This window comes from Caballeronia sp. LZ001, from assembly GCF_031450875.1.
Taxonomy (GTDB): Bacteria; Pseudomonadota; Gammaproteobacteria; order Burkholderiales; family Burkholderiaceae; genus Caballeronia.
On the sequence record NZ_JARTVX010000004.1, the window covers coordinates 2048883 to 2066622 of the forward strand.

The following is a 17740-nucleotide window of genomic DNA, read 5'->3' on the forward strand; positions in this document are numbered from 1 at the left end:
AACACGCAGGGGCGCGCGTTCGAACCTTTTGTTCATCGACGCATAAATAAGCAACGAAAGGGCCGAACAGCGGCCCTTCGTCATTACGAAGCTTCATTCGAAGGCAGACCAGAATTTGTCGACATCGAAATCAGCGCCTTAATGGATGGCTGGTATGGTTTTCCAGACGACTGAGCCGAGCGGCTCTTCTGTATCGATGCTGCAAACAGCAAACAGCAAATAGCAAATAGCAAACAGGAGCGCGTGACGCTCCTTCAATTCCACCCTCAAAGATTCCCATCCAACCAGGCAATCCGCCGCGTGAGCCAATCTTTCAGATAAGCTACCTCACCCTGATAAGTACCCGTCACCACCGGATTCGGCCAAAGCTTCTTCCCAAGCACCGGCCACTTATCAAAGTTGCGCTTAGCTGCGCCATTTGCCTGAAGCGCCTGCGCGTTCTCATCGACATAACTCACGATCGTATCGATTTGCGATGCCTTCAGTTGATCCCACCGTGCCCGAACACGTGTCTCGAAGCTCGGATCGATCTGCTTCATGCGTGAGATCCACTGACCGTTTGCAACCCACCATCCTTCCGGATACTGCGCGTCGGAAAAGTTAATGTTGCCCGCGCCAATGTCGAAGTCCCACAACGGCCCGAACTTCAATTTACCGCCGGCATCCTTATAGAGGTAGATGCTCGCAAAATCCCGCGCGTCCTGATTCTTGAAAATCTCGTTGACGAGATACCAGTCGATCAGCGATGCGACATCGAAGTACTGCTCGTAATTCCGCGCATCGGAGAACAATGCGTCCTCGGCCTGCTGCATATAGTCTTTGATAAAAGCGACCTGTGCGTCCGATGCCGAATCCGGACTGTCGATGCAAAGCGCAATGCCGTGCGTCGTGCGCCAGCAAACGTCTTCGTCCATGCGCTCGTTGATTTCGACCAGGAAGCCTGTGCTCTCGGGCGCGACCACGTTGTCACTATTGGCGATATTCACGCGGTTCTTGTCCACCCGCACCGACTCGACCACGTCATACACGCCCGCATACTGACCGTTGAGCGTGAGTTCGACGGGAACGTCATGCGGCGTCCACGCCATGCCAAAACGCCTACCGAGTTCGAACGCCGTGCGATTGCGCAAAAGCGTCTTGTCGAAGTAATTCGCGAGCAGAATCCAGTTCTTATCCTTCGGCAGCCCAAAAAAACTTGCCTTGCTGTCGAGTTTCAAGCGATATGGCTTCTTGTCCGCCGTCCACGTGCTGTTGCCATGGCCCTTGATGCTCGTCCTGCCTGTGAAGGGATCGACATCGTCCGGCCCGGTGATGCCGAGATCGGCGCCGAGATAAACATCTTTATCGACGATTGAAACACGGCCATCCGTATTAATGGACATGGCCGGCAGCGCGGCCGCGGGCGTTGCGCTCTTGCCCGACGGGTCCGTCGTACCCGTGGTATCCGTCGAATCCTTCGAGGGAGCGCTAGAGCCGCCGCCCGAGCAGGCAGCAAGAACGGTGCTGATGAGAACCACCGTAGCCATCGACGCAAGGCTCGGCCGGCTGCGCGTTTTTGCTTTTACAACGAACTGCAACATGATCTTCGCTTCTCTTTCAATGATCCGGTCCCACGAATTGGGCTGCGGATCATATCAAGGCGAATCGAAGCGTTTGTATCAATAGTTGACCGAAGTCGCGAACAAGCGCCGATGGTCAATAAGCCGATCAAGCCGGCTGCTGCTGATACTGAATCCGGTGCAGATGCGCATACAGTCCTTCCTTGCGCAATAGTTCGGCATGGCTGCCCTGCTCCGCGATTCGCCCGCCTTCCATGACGAGGATGCGGTCCGCGCGCTCGATGGTCGACAAGCGATGCGCGATCACGAGCGTCGTGCGTCCCTTCATCAGCGTTTCGAGCGCGGCCTGCACGTAGCGTTCCGATTCGGAATCCAACGCCGATGTCGCCTCGTCCAGGATCAGGATCGGCGCGTCCTTGTAGATCGCGCGGGCAATCGCCAAACGCTGCCGCTGTCCACCGGACAAGCGCATTCCGTTGCCGCCGATCAAGGTATCCATGCCATCAGGCAGCGCCTGCACCATATCGATGAGATTCGCCGCCATCAGCGCCGAGAACACGCGGTCGCGATCGGGCTTCTGCCCATAAGCAACGTTCGCCGCAATGGAGTCGTTGAACAGCACGACATCCTGGCTCACCATCGCCATCTGGCCGCGCAGGTCGTGCAGGTCGTAGTCGGTGATCGGCACGCCATCGACGAGCACCTGCCCGCCGCGTGGATCGAAGAAGCGCGGCAGCAGATTCACGAGCGTGGTCTTGCCACTGCCTGACGGCCCCGCGAGCGCGACCATCTCGCCGGGCGCAACCTTGAACGACACGCGGTCGAGAATCATGCGGTCCAGCGAACCGTAGCTGAACGTGACATCGCGGAACTCGACTTCGCCTTGCGCGCGTTCCAGACGCCGCCCGCCGCCCTTCGGCTCCTCGGGTTCGTCGATCAGGCCGAAGATCAGCTCCGCCGCCGTCATGCCACGCTGCATCGGCTGATTGATGTCAATCAGATGCTTGAGCGGCGAGATAACGAGCAACATGGACGTGACGAAGGCAACGAAGCCGCCTACCGTGGTCTGATCGTTGGTGGACTGCACGACCGCAATCGTGATGACCACCGCGAGCGCGATCGACGCAAGAAACTGCGTGAGCGGCTGCGCGAGGCCGCCGGAAACCTGCATGCGCATCGAGTAGCCGCGCAGGCGCTGGCTCATCTCCGTGAAGCGGTCCATTTCGTACGGTTCGCCGTTATGCACCTTGACGACCTTGTAGCCCGCGACGGTTTCCTCGACGACATAGGACAACTCGTTGGTCAGCGTCTGATGCTCGCGATTGAGCCGCCGCAATCGTCGGTTGATCTTGCTCACGAGCCAGCCGATCACCGGCAGGATGACCGCGACGATCAGCGTGAGCCGCCAGTTGAGGATGAACAGATAGCCGAGCAGAAAGACGACCGTGAGCGAATCGCGCACAAGCGTGACGACGACGCTCGATAGCACGCTCAGAATCTGGTTGACCTCGAACACGACTGCATTGATGACCGTGCTGGCCGTCTCGCGCTGAAAGAAGCCGGCGCTCGTGTGGATCATGCGCTCGAACATCTGCAGGCGAAGTTGCAGCAGGATCTTGTTCGACACGTACGACAGAAAATAGCCCGACGCATACTGCGCCGCGCCGCGCACGAGCGCGAGTCCGATCACCGCGGCCGGCACGAGCCATTTCGCGTGATCGCTGCTTTTGGAGCCAAAACCGTGGTCGAGCAACGGTTTGAGCAGCATCGGGATGCCGGCTTCGGTCGCGGCGACGATACCCATCGTGCCGAGCCCGAGCAACACCATGCCCATGAGCGGGCGGATGTAGGGCCACAGGCGCCGCATGACCGCGGTCGGCGACGAACTTTCCGCGCCGCCAATCGGCTTGCGCAAACTACCTTCTCGTTTCAAGAGCGTATCTCCACTTCGCCCGGCGCTTTCCAGCTCTTCCCGCGGCGCTCGTTGGTTACTTTTGTGATTTCTCGTCAGCCGGAGAATGAAACCGGCCGGCCCGAATTCAGCCGATCGGTCCGCGCCCCGGCTTGCCAAGCGGCTCGCGCGCGTCGTGCGTGATGACCGCAAGCAGCACGGCCCAGAAGAGCGCGATGAGCGACGTGCTCATCACGACCGTGAATACATCGATACTCAGTCCGAAGATGATAACCGACCCCGAGACCGCGATCCCGCAATACGCCGCCGTCGACACATCGGGATGCGGCGACTTCCGGTAGCGCAGGAAATACACGAGCGGCCCGAAATACAGCAACGCAAGACAGACCACGCCCGACGCGCCCAATTCCGCGATCGTCGAGAAAAACTCGCTGTGCGCGCGTTGATTGACGACGAGCGGCGATACCTCGCCGGCATCGGCCATGCCCTTGAGCGAATTCTTCAGATGTCCCTTGCCGACGCCGAAGACCGGATTCGCCTCGAACAGATGAATCGACGCGGTCCACAACTGCAGCCGCGCGCCGAGCGAACTGTCCGCCGCCGCGCCGTGCGACAGGCGCGCGATGTCGGAGCGCGTCGCCTGCACACGTTCACGGCCGATCGGCGAGGCGAGCAAGAGCGCCATCGCCAGAACGGCGACGCCGAGCGCGGTCAGCCAGTGACGAGGGTGTTTGATCCAGCCGAAATTGAGCAGGCACAGTACGAGAAAGAGCGGAATGGCAAGCCAGCCGCCGCGCGTGCCCGACAGATACGACGCGTAAATGCCGCCCACCAGTCCGAGCAGCTTCAGTGCAATGCCGAGGCGCTTCGTAAGCACGTTCGGATAACGATCCCAGCGGATCGACATCACCGAAAGAAAGCCGAGCAGGAGCGCGGTATTTCCGTAGGGAATCGGATTGGTGAAATCGTTGCCGAGGCGATCGAGTTCCGTCACCGTCATGTGGATGGCGCTGTCCACGGCCCAGAAACCCGCGCCGATGGCACCGAGCGCGCAGCCCCAGCCGAGCGCCTTCAGTTGCCGAATCGGCACGTTGACGAGCAGCAGGAAAATCGGCAACGCGAGTGCGAAGCGCGACATGCCGTCGAATTCGCGCGGCAGATAATAACCTTCGATGGCTTGCTGCAACGGCAGATAAACCATGAAGCACAGCATGGCCACCGTATAGAGCGGGAACGCATTGACGAGCAGACCGAGCCTCAGACGAAACGGCTTGCTGAACCCCGCGAAGAGCGCGATGGCAAGCAACACGAAGAAGCAGTAGCCCGTCCCTCCTCGCACGACGAGTGTGCTCGCGGGCGCCAGCAAGACCATGCTGGCGATCATGTAGCGCAGAGTTTTTTCCAAATCGATGAACCTTAAGCGGGATTGACCGGCCGGCCCGGTCGCCTATCCCCAAATCGCGGGTTATTATAGCCGCTGCCGTCTGGCATGAGATTCGCTCTCCGCGAGCGCGCAACGCCGTGGCCAAGACGCGCCGGGCCTCCGAAGCACTCAGAATCGTACATGTCAGGAATATCACAGCCAGAGCAGAACGCGCCGCTCGCGAGTCTCTTGCTCATTACCTTCAATCAGCAGGAAACCGTTGCCGACGCGATTGCCGGGGCGCTCGCGCAAACCTGGTCGCCGCTGGAAATCCTCATTTCCGACGATGCCTCCTCCGACGCCACTTACGCCGTCGCCGAGCGCTGCGTGCGCGAATATCGCGGGCCGCATACGGTGCGGCTGTATCGAAACGAGAAGAACACGGGTATCAGCGCGCATCTCAGTGCGCTCGCGGCGCGCGCATCGGGCGAGATGCTTTTTATCGCGGCGGGCGACGATATCTCGCGACCGGAACGCGTCACGCGCGTCATGGAAGTGTGGCTCGCAAGCGGCAAGCGCCACGACCTCATCGCGACCGACCTGCAAGACCTCGATGCCGAAGGCAATACGCACGACATCCTGCGCGTAACGGACCTCGATGACTATCGCAGCTTCGACGACTGGATGGAACGGCGGCCTCATCTGGTCGGCGCGGCGCATGCGTGGGCGCGGCGTCTCTTCGAGGAGTTCGGGCCGATCGCGCCCGGCATCTACGGCGAAGACCAGATCATGGCGTTTCGCGCGATCATGAGTCACGGCGCGCATACGCTGCACGAACCGCTCGTGCTGTACCGGCGCGGCGGGCTGTCGAGCAAGCGCAAATGGCGCACGCCGGCGGAATTCGTCGCGCGTATCAAGCTAGCGAATATCAACGGATCGGGCGAGACGCGTCAGCTCGAAAGCGACGCGGACAAGGTCGGCGTCGGCGCTCGGATGCGCGCGATGCTGGCGCGAAAGTCGGCGCGCGAGCGCTACGTGAGCGCCGTGTTCGGCGACGCGTCGTTGGCGCGCAAGGTCGCGTTGCTGGCTGGATCGAATGAAGTCAGTCCGGGATTTCGCATCAAGATGTTCGTGTATGCGACGTGCCCGTGGCTGCTTTCGCCGTTCTTCTTCGTGAAATGGCATTTGCGCGGCTAGGCTTTTCCAATCGAACGTGACCACGACAAGAATCAGAGGCCGGACTCGGGCAACATGAAATCGCCAACGCTTGGCATCGCCATCATCACCTACAACGCGGCCGCGCGGCTCGCGCAATGTCTCGACTCGGTTTCGTTCGCGGATGACATCGTCATCGTCGATGGCGGCAGCACCGACGCCACCGTGGGTATCGCCCAGGCACATCGCGCGCGCGTGATCGAAGCGCGCGACTGGCCCGGCTTCGGGCCGCAGAAGAATCGCGCGCTGGATGCGCTCGCCACCGACTGGGTCTTGTCTATCGATGCCGACGAAGTCGTGACGCCCGAACTCGCCGCATCGATTCGAGCCGCCATCGCTCGCCCGCAAGCGGATGTCTATTCGGTCGACCGGTTATCGAGTTTTTGCGGAACGTGGGTGAGACACAGCGGCTGGTATCCGGACTGGATTCCCCGGCTGTTCAAGCGGGGCGCGGCGCGCTTCTCGTCGGATCTCGTGCACGAGCGTCTGGTGCTTTCCACGAACGAGCCCGCGATCAGGCTCAATGGCCGGCTGATGCACTACTCCTACGAAGACTTCGAGACCGTGCTGCGCAAGCTGGACGCTTATTCGACCGCGGGCGCCGTGCAGCGTCATGCGGCAGGCAAGCGCGGCGGTTTCGGGGTTGCGCTAACACGCGGCACGTGGGCTTTTTTGCGAACGTATTTTCTGCGCCGCGGTTTTCTGGATGGGCGCACGGGCTTCATGATCGCGCTCTTCAATGCGCAGACGGTGTATTACCGGTTCTTGAAGCTCGAGCATCTGAACGAGAGACGATAGGCGCCACGGCTTGGCTCAGCGGCTTCAACGACCGCCGCTGATTTCTTCCGCCAGCGCCAGCAGCGCATTCACATGCGACGCGACGCTCGCGTCATAACGAACGGCATTGCCGGATACGCGGCGTCGTGAAGCAATTGCCGCAGCGACGACGCGCCGCAGGTCGTCCGCATCGCCAGATTTGAAAACGTGCTTGGCGCTTTCGTCGATGGCATCGCCACAGCCGATGCAGGCCGGAAAGATCACCGGCGTGCCGCACATGACCGATTCGATGCCCACGAGCCCAAACGGCTCGTAGCTCGACGCGAGAATGGTGAAGTCCGCCGCGCGATAAGCGTCCTCGATATTTTTCGCGTAGCCGATATAGCGCACGTTCGGCGCGCTCTTCTCGGGCGCGCGCCCGGCGACGGCGATCACGATCGGCAAGCCTGCGCCGCCGAGCGCCTTCTCGATCAGCGGCAAACCCTTGCGCTCGTGACTGCTCGAAGGAAAGAGCAGCACGATTTCGTTTTCCTTGAAACCGAACCGTTCGCGCAGACGGGCGCGCGAGGTTTCATCGGCTAAGGCGAAACGCGCGCCATCCACGGGCGGATAAAGCACGCGAATCTTCCGTTCGTCGATGCCGTAGAGCCCGCGAAGCTCGTTACGCATCATGTCCGAGTGCGCGACGATCACGCGCGCGTCCCGATACTGCCTGCGTTCGAGCGCGATCTGCCGCGTATCCGACCGCTTTTCGCGACGCCCGGTTGCGCGCAGAAAGCCGATATGCGTGCCTCCGCAGATGGCGATCTCCGAGCCTTCCACGCGATTGCAGCCGATCAGCACGTCGACCCTGGCCTTATTGCGCGCGCGCTTGAGCGCCCACGAAAAATACACGTCGCGCAGCTTGCCCGGCAGAAACGACACCTTGATGCGATGCGCCTCGACGAGCTTGCTCTCCGGCAACGACGAGTCGATCTTGCGGGCAAAGAACGCGGGCTTTTGGCGACCCTCGAAGCCGGCGGCGGCAAGACCGCGCACCAGGTCCATGGCGTAGCGTTCGAGCCCGCCGCTCAGTTTGAGCGCGTTCGCCGAGATGCCGATGCGCATCAGTAGACGATTTCGATTGCGCTGCCCGCGAACTCGCCGCGCAGCGCGGTGATGAGTTCGTCGGTGGGCTTGACGCGCCAGGCATCGCCGAGCCGCACTTCGCCTTCCGCATGCTCGCTGCGATAAACGATGCTCACGTTCAAGCCGTTCGGGATGGGTGCGGACTGGCGCTGCCTGCCGTTTTCGCGCGCGGGCGGCGCCACGGCCGCCGGCGCTTCCGCACCCGCCGCATGCGCTTCGAGCACGCGGCGCAGACGCAAGGAATCCGCGTTGCCGTTCATCTCGACCTTTACCGACTGCGCGTAGCGGCTGCGCGCGCGTTCGAGGTCCATCGCGGTATCGACGGTAAAGCGAATGCCGCCGGTGAAGGCGTCGTTACGCGCCTGACCTTGCACCACGAGCAACTCGTCTTCCTTGAACAGCGCCTTGTTGGCTTCGAACTGCTCGTTGAACACGGTGACTTCGCACTGGCCGGTGCCGTCGTCGAGATTGACGATCAGCATCTTGCCGCGCTGGGTCATTTGCGTGCGCGTGGTCGAGATCACGCCCGCGACGAGCTTGTCGCGCCCTTCCTTCAGTTCGCCGATTTTCTGACGCACGAAGCGGCGCACTTCACCTTTGTAGGCGTCGAAGAGATGGCCAGACAGATAGAAACCGAGCGCGGTTTTTTCTTCCTGCAAGCGCTTCTTGTCGGACCACATGGGTTCATCGACGAGCCGATGCTTTTCGAGCGGCGCGTCGCCCATGTCGAAGAGACCGCCTTGCATGGCGTTGGCGGCGGCCTGATCGGCGGCTTCCATGGCGAGCGGCACGGAGGCCAGCAGTTGCGCGCGGTTCTCGTGCAGGCAGTCGAACGCGCCCGCGCGGATCAGCGCTTCGACCGTGCGGCGATTCACGACGCGCCGGTCGATCCGCTCGCAGAAGTCGAAGAGATCCGCAAACGGCCCGTCTTCACGCGCACGCAGGATTTCCTCGATTGCGTTCTGGCCGCTGCCCTTCACCGCGCCGAGACCGTAACGAATGGTCTTCGAGCGCTTGCCGTCCGCTTCGGCGACCGGTTCGAAGCGATACGCCGACTGGTTGATGTTCGGCGGCAGCACGGCCATGCCATTGCCGATGCAGTCCTCGAAGAGAATCTTGACCTTGTCGGTGTCGTCCATGGCGAGCGACATATTGGCCGCCATGAATTCCGCCGGATGGTGCGCCTTCAGCCACGCCGTGTGATAAGCGAGCAACGCGTAAGCCGCCGCGTGCGACTTGTTGAAGCCGTAGCCCGCGAATTTCTCCATGAGGTCGAAGGTGTCGTCCGCCTTCTGCGCGGTGAGACCGTTCTTCGCCGCGCCTTCGCGGAACAACTCGCGATGCACGGCCATCTCTTCGGGCTTCTTCTTGCCCATCGCGCGACGCAGCAAGTCCGCGCCACCGAGCGAATAGCCGCCGATGATCTGCGCCATCTGCATCACCTGCTCCTGATAGACCATGATGCCGTAGGTCTCCTTCAGGACGGGCTCGACGCGCGGGTCCGGATACTCGACGATCTCGCGCCCGTGCTTACGCGCGCAGAAGCTCGGAATCAGGTCCATCGGGCCCGGACGATACAGCGCCACCAGCGCGATGATGTCCTCGAAGCGGTCCGGCTGCGCGTCCTTCAGCATGCCCTGCATGCCGCGGCTTTCCAGCTGGAACACGGCGACGGTATTCGCTTTCTTGAGGATCGAAAACGAAGCAGGGTCGTCGAGCGGAACCTGCGAGAGATTCCAGTCTTTCTTCGAGGGATCGAGCCGGCGAATATAGCGCTCGGCCCAGTCCAGGATGGTGAGCGTGGTCAGGCCCAAAAAGTCGAACTTGACCAGACCGACGGCTTCCACGTCGTCCTTGTCGTACTGACTGACCACGCCGCCGTCTTCGCCCTGCGTGTAGAGCGGACAGAAATCGGTGAGCTTGCCCGGCGCGATCAGCACGCCGCCCGCGTGCATGCCGACGTTACGCGTGAGCCCTTCCACGCGCTGCGCGAGTTCGAGCAATTGATGCACTTCGTCTTCGTTGTCGAAGCGCTCCTGCAGGGTCGGCTCTTCCTTCATCGCGTCCGCGATGGTCACGTGCTTGCCCGGCTTGAACGGGATGAGCTTGGCGACGCCGTCGGTGAACATGTAGCCGAGATCGAGTACGCGGCCGATGTCGCGCACCGCCGCCTTCGCCGCCATGGTGCCGAAGGTGGCGATCTGCGAAACCGCGTCCGCGCCATATTTCTGCTTCACGTACTGAATGACGCGGTCGCGCCCTTCCTGACAGAAGTCGATGTCGAAGTCGGGCATCGACACGCGTTCGGGATTCAGGAAGCGTTCGAACAGCAGGTTGTAGCGCAGCGGGTCGAGATCGGTAATGCCGAGCGCATAAGCGACGAGCGAGCCCGCGCCCGAACCGCGGCCGGGACCCACCGGCACGCCATTGTTCTTCGCCCACATGATGAAGTCGGCGACGATCAGGAAGTAGCCCGGAAAGCCCATCTTGATGATCGTGCCGCACTCGAATTCGAGCCGCGCGTAATAAGTCTCGCGCTGTGCCTCGCGTTCGGCTTCATCGGGATAAAGCTGCGCGAGCCGCACCTCGAGGCCTTCCTTCGACAACTGCACGAGGTAGTCGTCGAGCGTGAGGCCGTCCGGCGTGGGGAAAAGCGGCAGTTTGGGCTTGCCGAGTTCGAGCGTGAGATTGCAGCGCTTCGCAATTTGAACCGTGTTGGCGAGCGCGGAAGGAATATCCGCGAAAAGCGCGCACATTTCGTCTTGCGTGCGGAAATACTGCTCGGTCGTGAAGCGCTTCTGACGACGCGGATTGGCGAGGATATCGCCTTCCGAAATGCACACGCGCGCTTCGTGCGCGGTGTAGTCGTCGGGCGTCATGAATTGCAGCGGATGCGTGGCGACCACAGGCAACCCGAGCTTTGCGGCGAGCGCGACGGCCTCCTGAAAATATGCCTGTTCGCCCGGCTGACCGGCGCGCTGCAGTTCGATGTAGAACGCGTTCGGAAAGAGCGCCGACCAGCGTTCGGCGTTGCGTTGCGCGCTTGCCGCGTTGCCCGCCGCGAACGCCATGCCGATGTCGCCCTGCTGCGCGCCGGAAATGGCGAGCAGACCTTCAGCCAGCCCTTCTTCGAGCCATTCGACGAGCACTTCCGCGCGCCCGCGATATTGATTCGTCAGCCACGCGCGGCTCAACAGTTCGCACAGGTTGAGATAGCCGGTCTTGTCGCGCACGAGCAGGATCAGCCGCGAAGGCTTGTCGCGATCGGCGGGATTGGTGATCCAGACATCGCAGCCGGCAATGGGTTTGATGCCCTTGCTGCGCGCTTCCTTGTAGAAGCGCACGAGGCCGAACGCGTTGGCGAGATCGGTCAGCGCGAGTGCGCCCTGACCGTCTTTCGCGGCGGATTTGACGACGTCGTCCAGCCGCACGATGCCGTCGGCAATCGAGAACTCGGAGTGGACGCGAAGATGAACGAAGCGGGGATCTGACATGACGATATTGTACATGCGGCCCATCGCGAAAACGGCTAAGGGGCGCGCGTTAGCCGAACGGACAAGCCCTCGGCGATTCTCGAAATTGCGCTGGCGCAAACGGCGCGAACGCGGCGGCCCGCGCCTGCGAAAAGACCTGCGCCATTTGCGGGATAATACGGAGTTGCGCGGCGTCCCAGCATCCGCTTTTTGCCGCCCTTTTTACCGGCTTTGCCCCGTTATCCGATCATGAGCATTCTGAACCTCTCCGCCTACAAATTCGTTTCCATCGACGACAGCGCCGCTTGGCGCCCGCTCGTCACCGAACGCTGCAACGCGCTTGGCCTGAAGGGAACGATTCTGCTCGCGCCGGAGGGCATCAACCTCTTTATCGCGGGGCCGGTCGCGGAGGTGCGCGAGTTCATCGATTACATTCGGGGCGACGCGCTCTTCGGCGACCGCTTCGCCGATCTGCAATTCAAGGAAAGCCTCTCCGCAAAGCAACCGTTTCGCCGCATGCTGGTGAAACTCAAGCGCGAGATCATCACCATGAAGAAGCCCGCGATCAAGCCGGAACTCGGCCGCGCGCCCGCCGTCGATCCGGTGACGCTCAAGGCCTGGCTCGACCGCGGTCATGACGACGAAGGCCGTCCGGTCGTCATGCTCGACACGCGCAATGCCTTCGAAGTGGACGTCGGCACGTTCGACCACGCGCTCGACTACCGCATCACGAAATTCAGCGAGTTTCCCGAGGTGATCGAACAAAACCGTGCCGATCTGGAAGGCAAGACGGTGGTGTCGTTCTGCACGGGCGGAATTCGTTGCGAGAAGGCTGCGATTCACATGAAGGAAGTGGGCATCGATCACGTCTATCAACTCGAGGGCGGCATCCTCAAATACTTCGAGGAAGTGGGCGGCGCGCATTACTCGGGCGAATGTTTCGTGTTCGACTACCGCACGGCGCTCGATCCGAACCTGCAGCAGACCTCCACTTCGCAATGCTTCGGCTGCCGCGCGGTGGTCAGCGTGGAAGATCAGCAGTCGCCGTTGTACGTGCCGGGCGCCACGTGCCCGGCGTGTCATCCGGATGCGAAGGCCGCCTGAACCTTGAACGAGCCCTGAGATGACTTACCGTGGCCGCTTCGCGCCCTCGCCCACCGGGCCGCTGCACGCGGGGTCGCTCGTCAGCGCGCTTGCTAGTCTTCTCGATGCGCGGGCGCATCGCGGTAGCTGGATCGTGCGAATAGAAGATGTCGATGCACCGCGTACGGTGGCTGGCGCGGCCGACGAGATTCTCGCAACGCTCGCGCATTTCGGCATGCATTCGGACGAACCGCCGGTCTGGCAAAGTCAACGCGACGCGGCTTATCAAGATGCATTCGAGCGCTTGCTTGCCGCCGGCTTCGTTTATCCCTGCGGCTGCACGCGACGCGAGATCGCCGACTCGCTCGTTCATGCGCATGCTCGTCACGCGACACTCGCTTATCCCGGTACTTGTCGAAGCGGCTTGCATGGCCGTCCCGCGCGCGCGTGGCGACTGCGCGTGCCGGACGGCGACGCAGCGCGCGTCGGTTTCGTGGATCGCTGGCAGGGAATACAAACGCAAGATCTTGCGTCCGAAGTCGGCGATTTCGCCTTGAAGCGTGCGGATGGGCTGTGGGCGTATCAACTGGCTGTCGTCGTCGACGACGCTTCAGCCGGCATTACGCATGTCGTGCGCGGCGCAGACCTGCTGGATTCGACCGCGCGGCAGATTTATCTTCAGCAATGTCTCGATGTGCCGACGCCGTCGTATCTGCATGTGCCTGTCGTCAGCAACGATGCGGGCGAGAAACTCAGCAAGCAGACGGGCGCGGCGCCGCTTGGTCGTGACGCGCCGCTGGATGCGTTGGTGCAGGCGGCGCGGCATTTGAGTATCGAAGTGGCCGCCGCCGGTTCGCTCGAGTCGTTTTATGCGGATGCGACCGCGCAGTGGGCGCGTCGGTTCGGGATTATTTAGCCGCATGCGTTCTCTTTTGAGGGGCGAATCGCTCGCGCCGCGTAAGCGTTCGACTGACGAGTGCGGTACGAGATTGGGCCTTTTGTCGCGTCAGGACTTTGGCTGCGGCCTTTAAGTGGTCAAAGAGCGGCACAAAAAAAAGCAACCTAACCGGTTGCCCTTTTCATCCCACACGTACCGTTCCCAACGGTTCAACGGCAGTCGCAGAGACCACCGTTTCTTAGAGCTTCACGCGCCAACTCAAGTCGACTTACGCAACGCACCCAACCCGCCAAGCAACGCGGCCAACGGCTGCTTCGGCGCGCTCTTGCGCTCCGGCTCGACGCTTTCCTCATGCCGCTTCACCGCCGAGGGCGAGGGCTCGTAAGGCTTGAGGAAGAATTCGTCCACCGGCTGCTGACGCCCGCGCGGCCGATCATACGACGACCCCGACGTGCGCCGGCGCGGACCCGCTTCTTCCCGCGCGCCATGCCGATGTTCGCTGCGCTCCGGGCGGACCGGCCGCTCGTCGCGCCGCGCGCCTTCACGGCGCACCGGCGTCGCTACTTCGAGCGTCATCACTTCGAGCGGACGCTTGATCAGCTTTTCGATGTCGGCAAGCTGCTTGCGTTCGTTCGCGCTGCACAGCGACAACGCGTCGCCCGACGCACCCGCGCGCCCCGTGCGACCGATACGGTGCACGTAATCTTCCGCGCTGAACGGCAAGTCGAAGTTGATGACCGCCGGCAATTCGGCGATATCGAGCCCGCGCGCGGCCACGTCGGTTGCGACGAGCGCTTCGATCTCGCCGCGCTTGAACGCGTCGAGCGCCTGCATGCGCTCGCCTTGCGTACGGTCGCCGTGAATCGCGGTGGCGACGATGCCATCACGTTCCAGCACGCGCGCCAACCGGCTCGCGCCGATCTTGCTGTTGCAGAACACGATGACCTGCTTCAATCCGCGCTGACGGATCAGTTGCGCAACCGCGCCCGACTTGTCGCTCTCGTGCACTTCGAAGACGATCTGCCGCACGTTGGTCGCGGTGGAGTTGCTGCGCGCGACTTCGATGGTCTGCGGGTTGCGCAAGTAAGTTGCCGCGAGCTTCTTGATTTCAGGCGAGAACGTCGCCGAAAACAGCAGCGTCTGACGCTCCTTAGGCAGCAGATTCAGAATGCGCTGCAGGTCGGGCAGAAAGCCCATGTCGAGCATGCGGTCGGCTTCGTCGAGGACGAGCATCTGCACCTGGCCGAGATTGAGCGTCTTCTGCTGAACGTGATCGAGCAGACGTCCCGGCGTCGCGATGAGAATCTCCACGCCACGGCGCAGTGCATCCGACTGCGGATTCATGTCGACGCCGCCGAACACCACCGTGCTGCGCAACGCAGTGTGCTTCGAGTAGGTCTGCACGTTGGCGGCAACCTGATCGGCGAGTTCGCGCGTGGGCGTAAGCATCAGCGCGCGCACGGGATGGCGGGCGGGCGAGGCGCTCGTATTGGCCATCGGCAAAAGACGCTGGATGATCGGCAGCGAAAAACTCGCGGTCTTGCCCGTGCCGGTCTGCGCCGCGCCCATCACATCGCGGCCCGCGAGCACGACGGGAATGGCCTGCTCCTGGATCGGCGTGGGCGTGGTATAGCCGGACTCGCTCACTGCCTTGAGGATGTCGGCGGCCAGGCCGAACTGATCGAACGTAGGCGCGGTGGACGGGTTCGTGGCGACGGAATCTGACATGGTGACTATTGGGCTTTCGCTAAAAATCCGCTTGAAGCGGTGCGTAAGCGGGCGTTCGGTCGATTACGCGTGAGTATTTCGGTGACGCGGAGGGTTGTCCGCGCAAGCATTTGTGCGCGGCGCTTGCCATGCACTTGAAGCGCGCCGGGCAGGAAAACGAGCGCCTGACGCAGATTCGGCCGATGGTCGCGGCCTGCGGAACGCCGCAGGTTCGGGGACAAGGCCCGCTGCGATGGAACACGGCTTCGATGACGCCTTCAAGGCGGCCGACGCACGCTCAAGTGGAAGGCCACGCGAGCCGATGCGAACCACGACGCTGCAGGGCAAAAATCTTAGCCGGAAAGCCGCACATTGTAGCATCCGGCGTCGATCCGCCCCTTTCCGCGCTTCATGCGACAGAGGCGCACGACGTAGGCCGCGCTTACTTGTTGTGCGCCTCGCAATCGGCCAGTAGCGGCGGCGAGTCCTTGGCCGCCATCTCGTCATAGAGATTGGCCTGCGGTCCCTTGGTCCACCACGTATATTGATCCGCGACGTATTTGGCCCCGGAACCCGCGATCACGTTGACGAACAGCAGTTTGCGGCCATCCACCGTCAATGCCGCGAAGCTCTGGTAATTGCGTGCGTTGGTGTATTGCACCGACACGCTCTTGCCATCCTTGCAGTCGTAGCGCGTGGTCTGCGTCGAGGCGGTCTGGATTTGCGGCACGGTGAGCGGCATCGCGCGCGCGGTCGTGGCGACGGAAGACGCCATAAGAAGCGCGGCCGAAAGTACGAGAGATCGTTTCATCATCGAGTCCGGAAATCGTGGGAAGCGGCTCGGCGAGCCTTGATGGATGGCCCGAAGATCATGGATCGATCACGTCCGCGCAGGCGTCCGTGGGCGCGGCCGCGACATGGCCGACCACCGGCACGATCTTCAAACCCGCTGACGCGATCCGGCACGGAGCCGCGGCCAGCCCGCAGCCCGAAAGTCCCGCGCACGCCACGATCAACGCGGCCATGATGATTCGCTTCACTATCTTCTCCCTGCCATTTGCAGGCAATGGTCAGCCCGTTCGACTCGATACGGGCTTTACTTTCGACGCCGCCAGCTTCGCACGCTCACGCGCTTCGCCGGTATCGACGCCAGTAGCGAGCGCGACGCCCATGCGCCGTTTCGCGAAGCTCTCGGGCTTGCCGAAGAGGCGCAGATCCGCGCCCGGCACCGCAAGCGCTTCGGCCACGCCTTCGAAGGCGATACCCGCTTCGTCGAGGCCGCCGTAGATCACCGCCGATGCGCCCGGCGTTTGCAGCGCGGTATCGACGGGCAAGCCGAGAATGGCGCGCGCGTGCAGTTCGAACTCGGAGAAACGCTGCGTGGCGAGCGTCACGAGACCCGTGTCGTGCGGACGCGGACTGACTTCCGAAAACCATACGTCATCGCCGCGCACGAAGAGTTCCACGCCGAAGAGGCCGCGTCCGCCGAGCGCGGTCGTCACCTTTGCCGCGACATCGCGCGAGCGGGCGAGCGCGACGGCGCTCATCGCCTGCGGCTGCCAGGATTCGACGTAGTCACCCGCCACCTGCACGTGGCCGATAGGCTCGCAGAAAAAGGTCGCCGTCTCGCCGGTCGCGGGGTCGGCCGCGCGCACGGTGAGTTGCGTGATTTCGTACTCGAAGTCGATGAACCCTTCCACGATCACGCGCCCGTGGTTCACGCGCCCGCCCGCCATCGCGTAGTTCCAGGCGGGCTCGACATCCGCGTCGCTTCCGAGCACGGATTGTCCCTTGCCCGAGGACGACATGACGGGCTTCACCACGCACGGAAAACCGATCTTCGCGATCGCCGCCTTCATCTCTTCGAGCGACTGCGCGAACGCGTACGGCGAGGTCGGCAAGCCGAGCGTCTCGGCGGCCAGGCGGCGAATGCCTTCGCGATTCATCGTCAATTGCGTGGCGCGCGCGGTCGGAATCACGGTGGCAATGCCAGCGGCTTCGATGTCGGCGAGCGCGTCGGTGGCGATTGCCTCGATCTCGGGCACGATCAGATGCGGCGACTCTTGCTCGACGAGCGCGCGCAGCGCCACGGCATCGGTCATGTCGATGACATGCGCCCGGTGCGCGACCTGATGCCCCGGCGCGTTCGCATAGCGATCCACCGCGATCACCTCGACGCCGAGCCGCTGCAACGCGATGATCACTTCCTTGCCGAGCTCGCCCGCGCCGAGCAACATCACGCGCGTGGCATGCGCCGAAAGCGGCGTGCCGATGCGGCGCTCGACGTCGGTCGCGGCATTCGTGCCGGTAGCGGGGTCGCGTTGCGAGTCGGTGTGCATGAGTGCTCCAGAAATCGGATTCGGTGGCGCCTGTTGCTCGAACATTCGATGAGGCGAGAATGGCCCGGATGTTAACACGCACCGCTTAGTGCAACAGCTCTGCCATTCGGTCTATTGACAGGCGCCAAGAGCAGTATGACAAGCGGTATCGCTGCTCAGTTGCAAGGCATTCGCGTGCTTTTCGAAGATCGTCGACGGGAGGAAAGCGCTGCCGATCATTTTGTTGCATCGAGCGCTGGACAAATCGTAGGACGAGTGCGATACCCTTACGGTTTCGCCAGTTTCA

13 protein-coding genes are annotated in these 17740 nt (G+C 62.4%); 4 read left to right on the forward strand and 9 right to left on the reverse strand.

The genetic code is table 11. From position 1 onward, the window contains the following. Positions 1-266: 266 nt before the first annotated feature. The 3 genes from P9292_RS20390 to P9292_RS20400 form a co-directional block, all read right to left on the reverse strand. Positions 267-1526, reverse strand: a complete 1260-nt coding sequence (locus P9292_RS20390) for a CotH kinase family protein (RefSeq protein WP_309960974.1) — start codon at positions 1524-1526, stop codon at positions 267-269. Between the two features lie 181 nt (positions 1527-1707). Next, on the reverse strand, positions 1708-3426 hold the full coding sequence (msbA, locus tag P9292_RS20395; protein WP_370652127.1) for a lipid A export permease/ATP-binding protein MsbA: 1719 nt from the start codon (positions 3424-3426) through the stop codon (positions 1708-1710). A gap of 172 nt (positions 3427-3598) precedes the next feature. Then, a complete protein-coding gene (locus P9292_RS20400) occupies positions 3599-4876 on the reverse strand; it encodes an O-antigen ligase family protein (protein WP_309960976.1) in 1278 nt (425 codons plus the stop codon). A gap of 159 nt (positions 4877-5035) precedes the next feature. Between P9292_RS20400 and P9292_RS20405 the strand changes: the two genes are divergently transcribed. Both P9292_RS20405 and P9292_RS20410 read left to right on the forward strand, forming a co-directional pair. Next, complete coding sequence (locus P9292_RS20405) at positions 5036-6031, forward strand: glycosyltransferase (RefSeq protein ID WP_250525617.1); 996 nt, start codon at positions 5036-5038, stop codon at positions 6029-6031. 54 nt (positions 6032-6085) lie between these two features. Next, positions 6086-6847 (forward strand): glycosyltransferase family 2 protein, encoded by a 762-nt coding sequence (locus P9292_RS20410; protein WP_309842203.1) that lies wholly within the window; start codon positions 6086-6088, stop codon positions 6845-6847. A gap of 24 nt (positions 6848-6871) precedes the next feature. Here the strand turns inward: P9292_RS20410 and P9292_RS20415 are convergent, their stop codons facing one another. Both P9292_RS20415 and dnaE read right to left on the reverse strand, forming a co-directional pair. Continuing rightward, a complete protein-coding gene (locus P9292_RS20415) occupies positions 6872-7933 on the reverse strand; it encodes a glycosyltransferase family 4 protein (protein ID WP_309960979.1) in 1062 nt (353 codons plus the stop codon). Next, entirely contained in the window at positions 7933-11463 is a 3531-nt protein-coding gene (dnaE, locus tag P9292_RS20420) for a DNA polymerase III subunit alpha (protein ID WP_409015181.1), read from the reverse strand. Before dnaE ends, P9292_RS20415 begins: the two co-directional genes overlap by 1 nt. 213 nt (positions 11464-11676) lie before the next feature. Between dnaE and P9292_RS20425 the strand changes: the two genes are divergently transcribed. Together P9292_RS20425 and gluQRS are read left to right on the forward strand one after the other, a co-directional pair. Beyond that, complete coding sequence (locus tag P9292_RS20425; RefSeq protein ID WP_250464190.1) at positions 11677-12531, forward strand: sulfurtransferase; 855 nt, start codon at positions 11677-11679, stop codon at positions 12529-12531. 19 nt (positions 12532-12550) lie between these two features. Continuing rightward, positions 12551-13426, forward strand: coding sequence for a tRNA glutamyl-Q(34) synthetase GluQRS (gene gluQRS / locus P9292_RS20430; protein WP_309960984.1), 876 nt, complete (start codon positions 12551-12553; stop codon positions 13424-13426). Between the two features lie 240 nt (positions 13427-13666). Here the strand turns inward: gluQRS and P9292_RS20435 are convergent, their stop codons facing one another. The 4 genes from P9292_RS20435 to purT form a co-directional block, all read right to left on the reverse strand. Further along, complete coding sequence (locus tag P9292_RS20435; protein WP_250464186.1) at positions 13667-15136, reverse strand: DEAD/DEAH box helicase; 1470 nt, start codon at positions 15134-15136, stop codon at positions 13667-13669. Between the two features lie 421 nt (positions 15137-15557). Then, entirely contained in the window at positions 15558-15926 is a 369-nt protein-coding gene (locus P9292_RS20440; RefSeq protein WP_309964101.1) for an MliC family protein, read from the reverse strand. Positions 15927-15984: 58 nt separating this feature from the next. After that, complete coding sequence (locus P9292_RS20445) at positions 15985-16140, reverse strand: DUF6726 family protein (protein ID WP_309845184.1); 156 nt, start codon at positions 16138-16140, stop codon at positions 15985-15987. A gap of 45 nt (positions 16141-16185) precedes the next feature. Beyond that, positions 16186-17454 (reverse strand): formate-dependent phosphoribosylglycinamide formyltransferase, encoded by a 1269-nt coding sequence (purT, locus tag P9292_RS20450; RefSeq protein ID WP_309960987.1) that lies wholly within the window; start codon positions 17452-17454, stop codon positions 16186-16188. Positions 17455-17740: the final 286 nt, after the last annotated feature.

Bases quoted from the DNA above. Each gene is read 5' to 3' on its own strand.
- msbA (WP_370652127.1), bottom strand. From the start codon at position 3,426: ATGCGGCGCCTGTGGCCCTACATCCGCCCGCTCATGGGCATGGTGTTG.
- P9292_RS20435 (WP_250464186.1), bottom strand. From the start codon at position 15,136: ATGTCAGATTCCGTCGCCACGAACCCGTCCACCGCGCCTACGTTCGAT.
- gluQRS (WP_309960984.1), top strand. From the start codon at position 12,551: ATGACTTACCGTGGCCGCTTCGCGCCCTCGCCCACCGGGCCGCTGCAC.
- P9292_RS20445 (WP_309845184.1), bottom strand. From the start codon at position 16,140: ATGGCCGCGTTGATCGTGGCGTGCGCGGGACTTTCGGGCTGCGGGCTG.
- purT (WP_309960987.1), bottom strand. From the start codon at position 17,454: ATGCACACCGACTCGCAACGCGACCCCGCTACCGGCACGAATGCCGCG.
- P9292_RS20440 (WP_309964101.1), bottom strand. From the start codon at position 15,926: ATGAAACGATCTCTCGTACTTTCGGCCGCGCTTCTTATGGCGTCTTCC.
- P9292_RS20415 (WP_309960979.1), bottom strand. From the start codon at position 7,933: ATGCGCATCGGCATCTCGGCGAACGCGCTCAAACTGAGCGGCGGGCTC.
- P9292_RS20390 (WP_309960974.1), bottom strand. From the start codon at position 1,526: ATGGCTACGGTGGTTCTCATCAGCACCGTTCTTGCTGCCTGCTCGGGC.
- dnaE (WP_409015181.1), bottom strand. From the start codon at position 11,463: ATGTACAATATCGTCATGTCAGATCCCCGCTTCGTTCATCTTCGCGTC.
- P9292_RS20405 (WP_250525617.1), top strand. From the start codon at position 5,036: ATGTCAGGAATATCACAGCCAGAGCAGAACGCGCCGCTCGCGAGTCTC.
- P9292_RS20410 (WP_309842203.1), top strand. From the start codon at position 6,086: ATGAAATCGCCAACGCTTGGCATCGCCATCATCACCTACAACGCGGCC.
- P9292_RS20425 (WP_250464190.1), top strand. From the start codon at position 11,677: ATGAGCATTCTGAACCTCTCCGCCTACAAATTCGTTTCCATCGACGAC.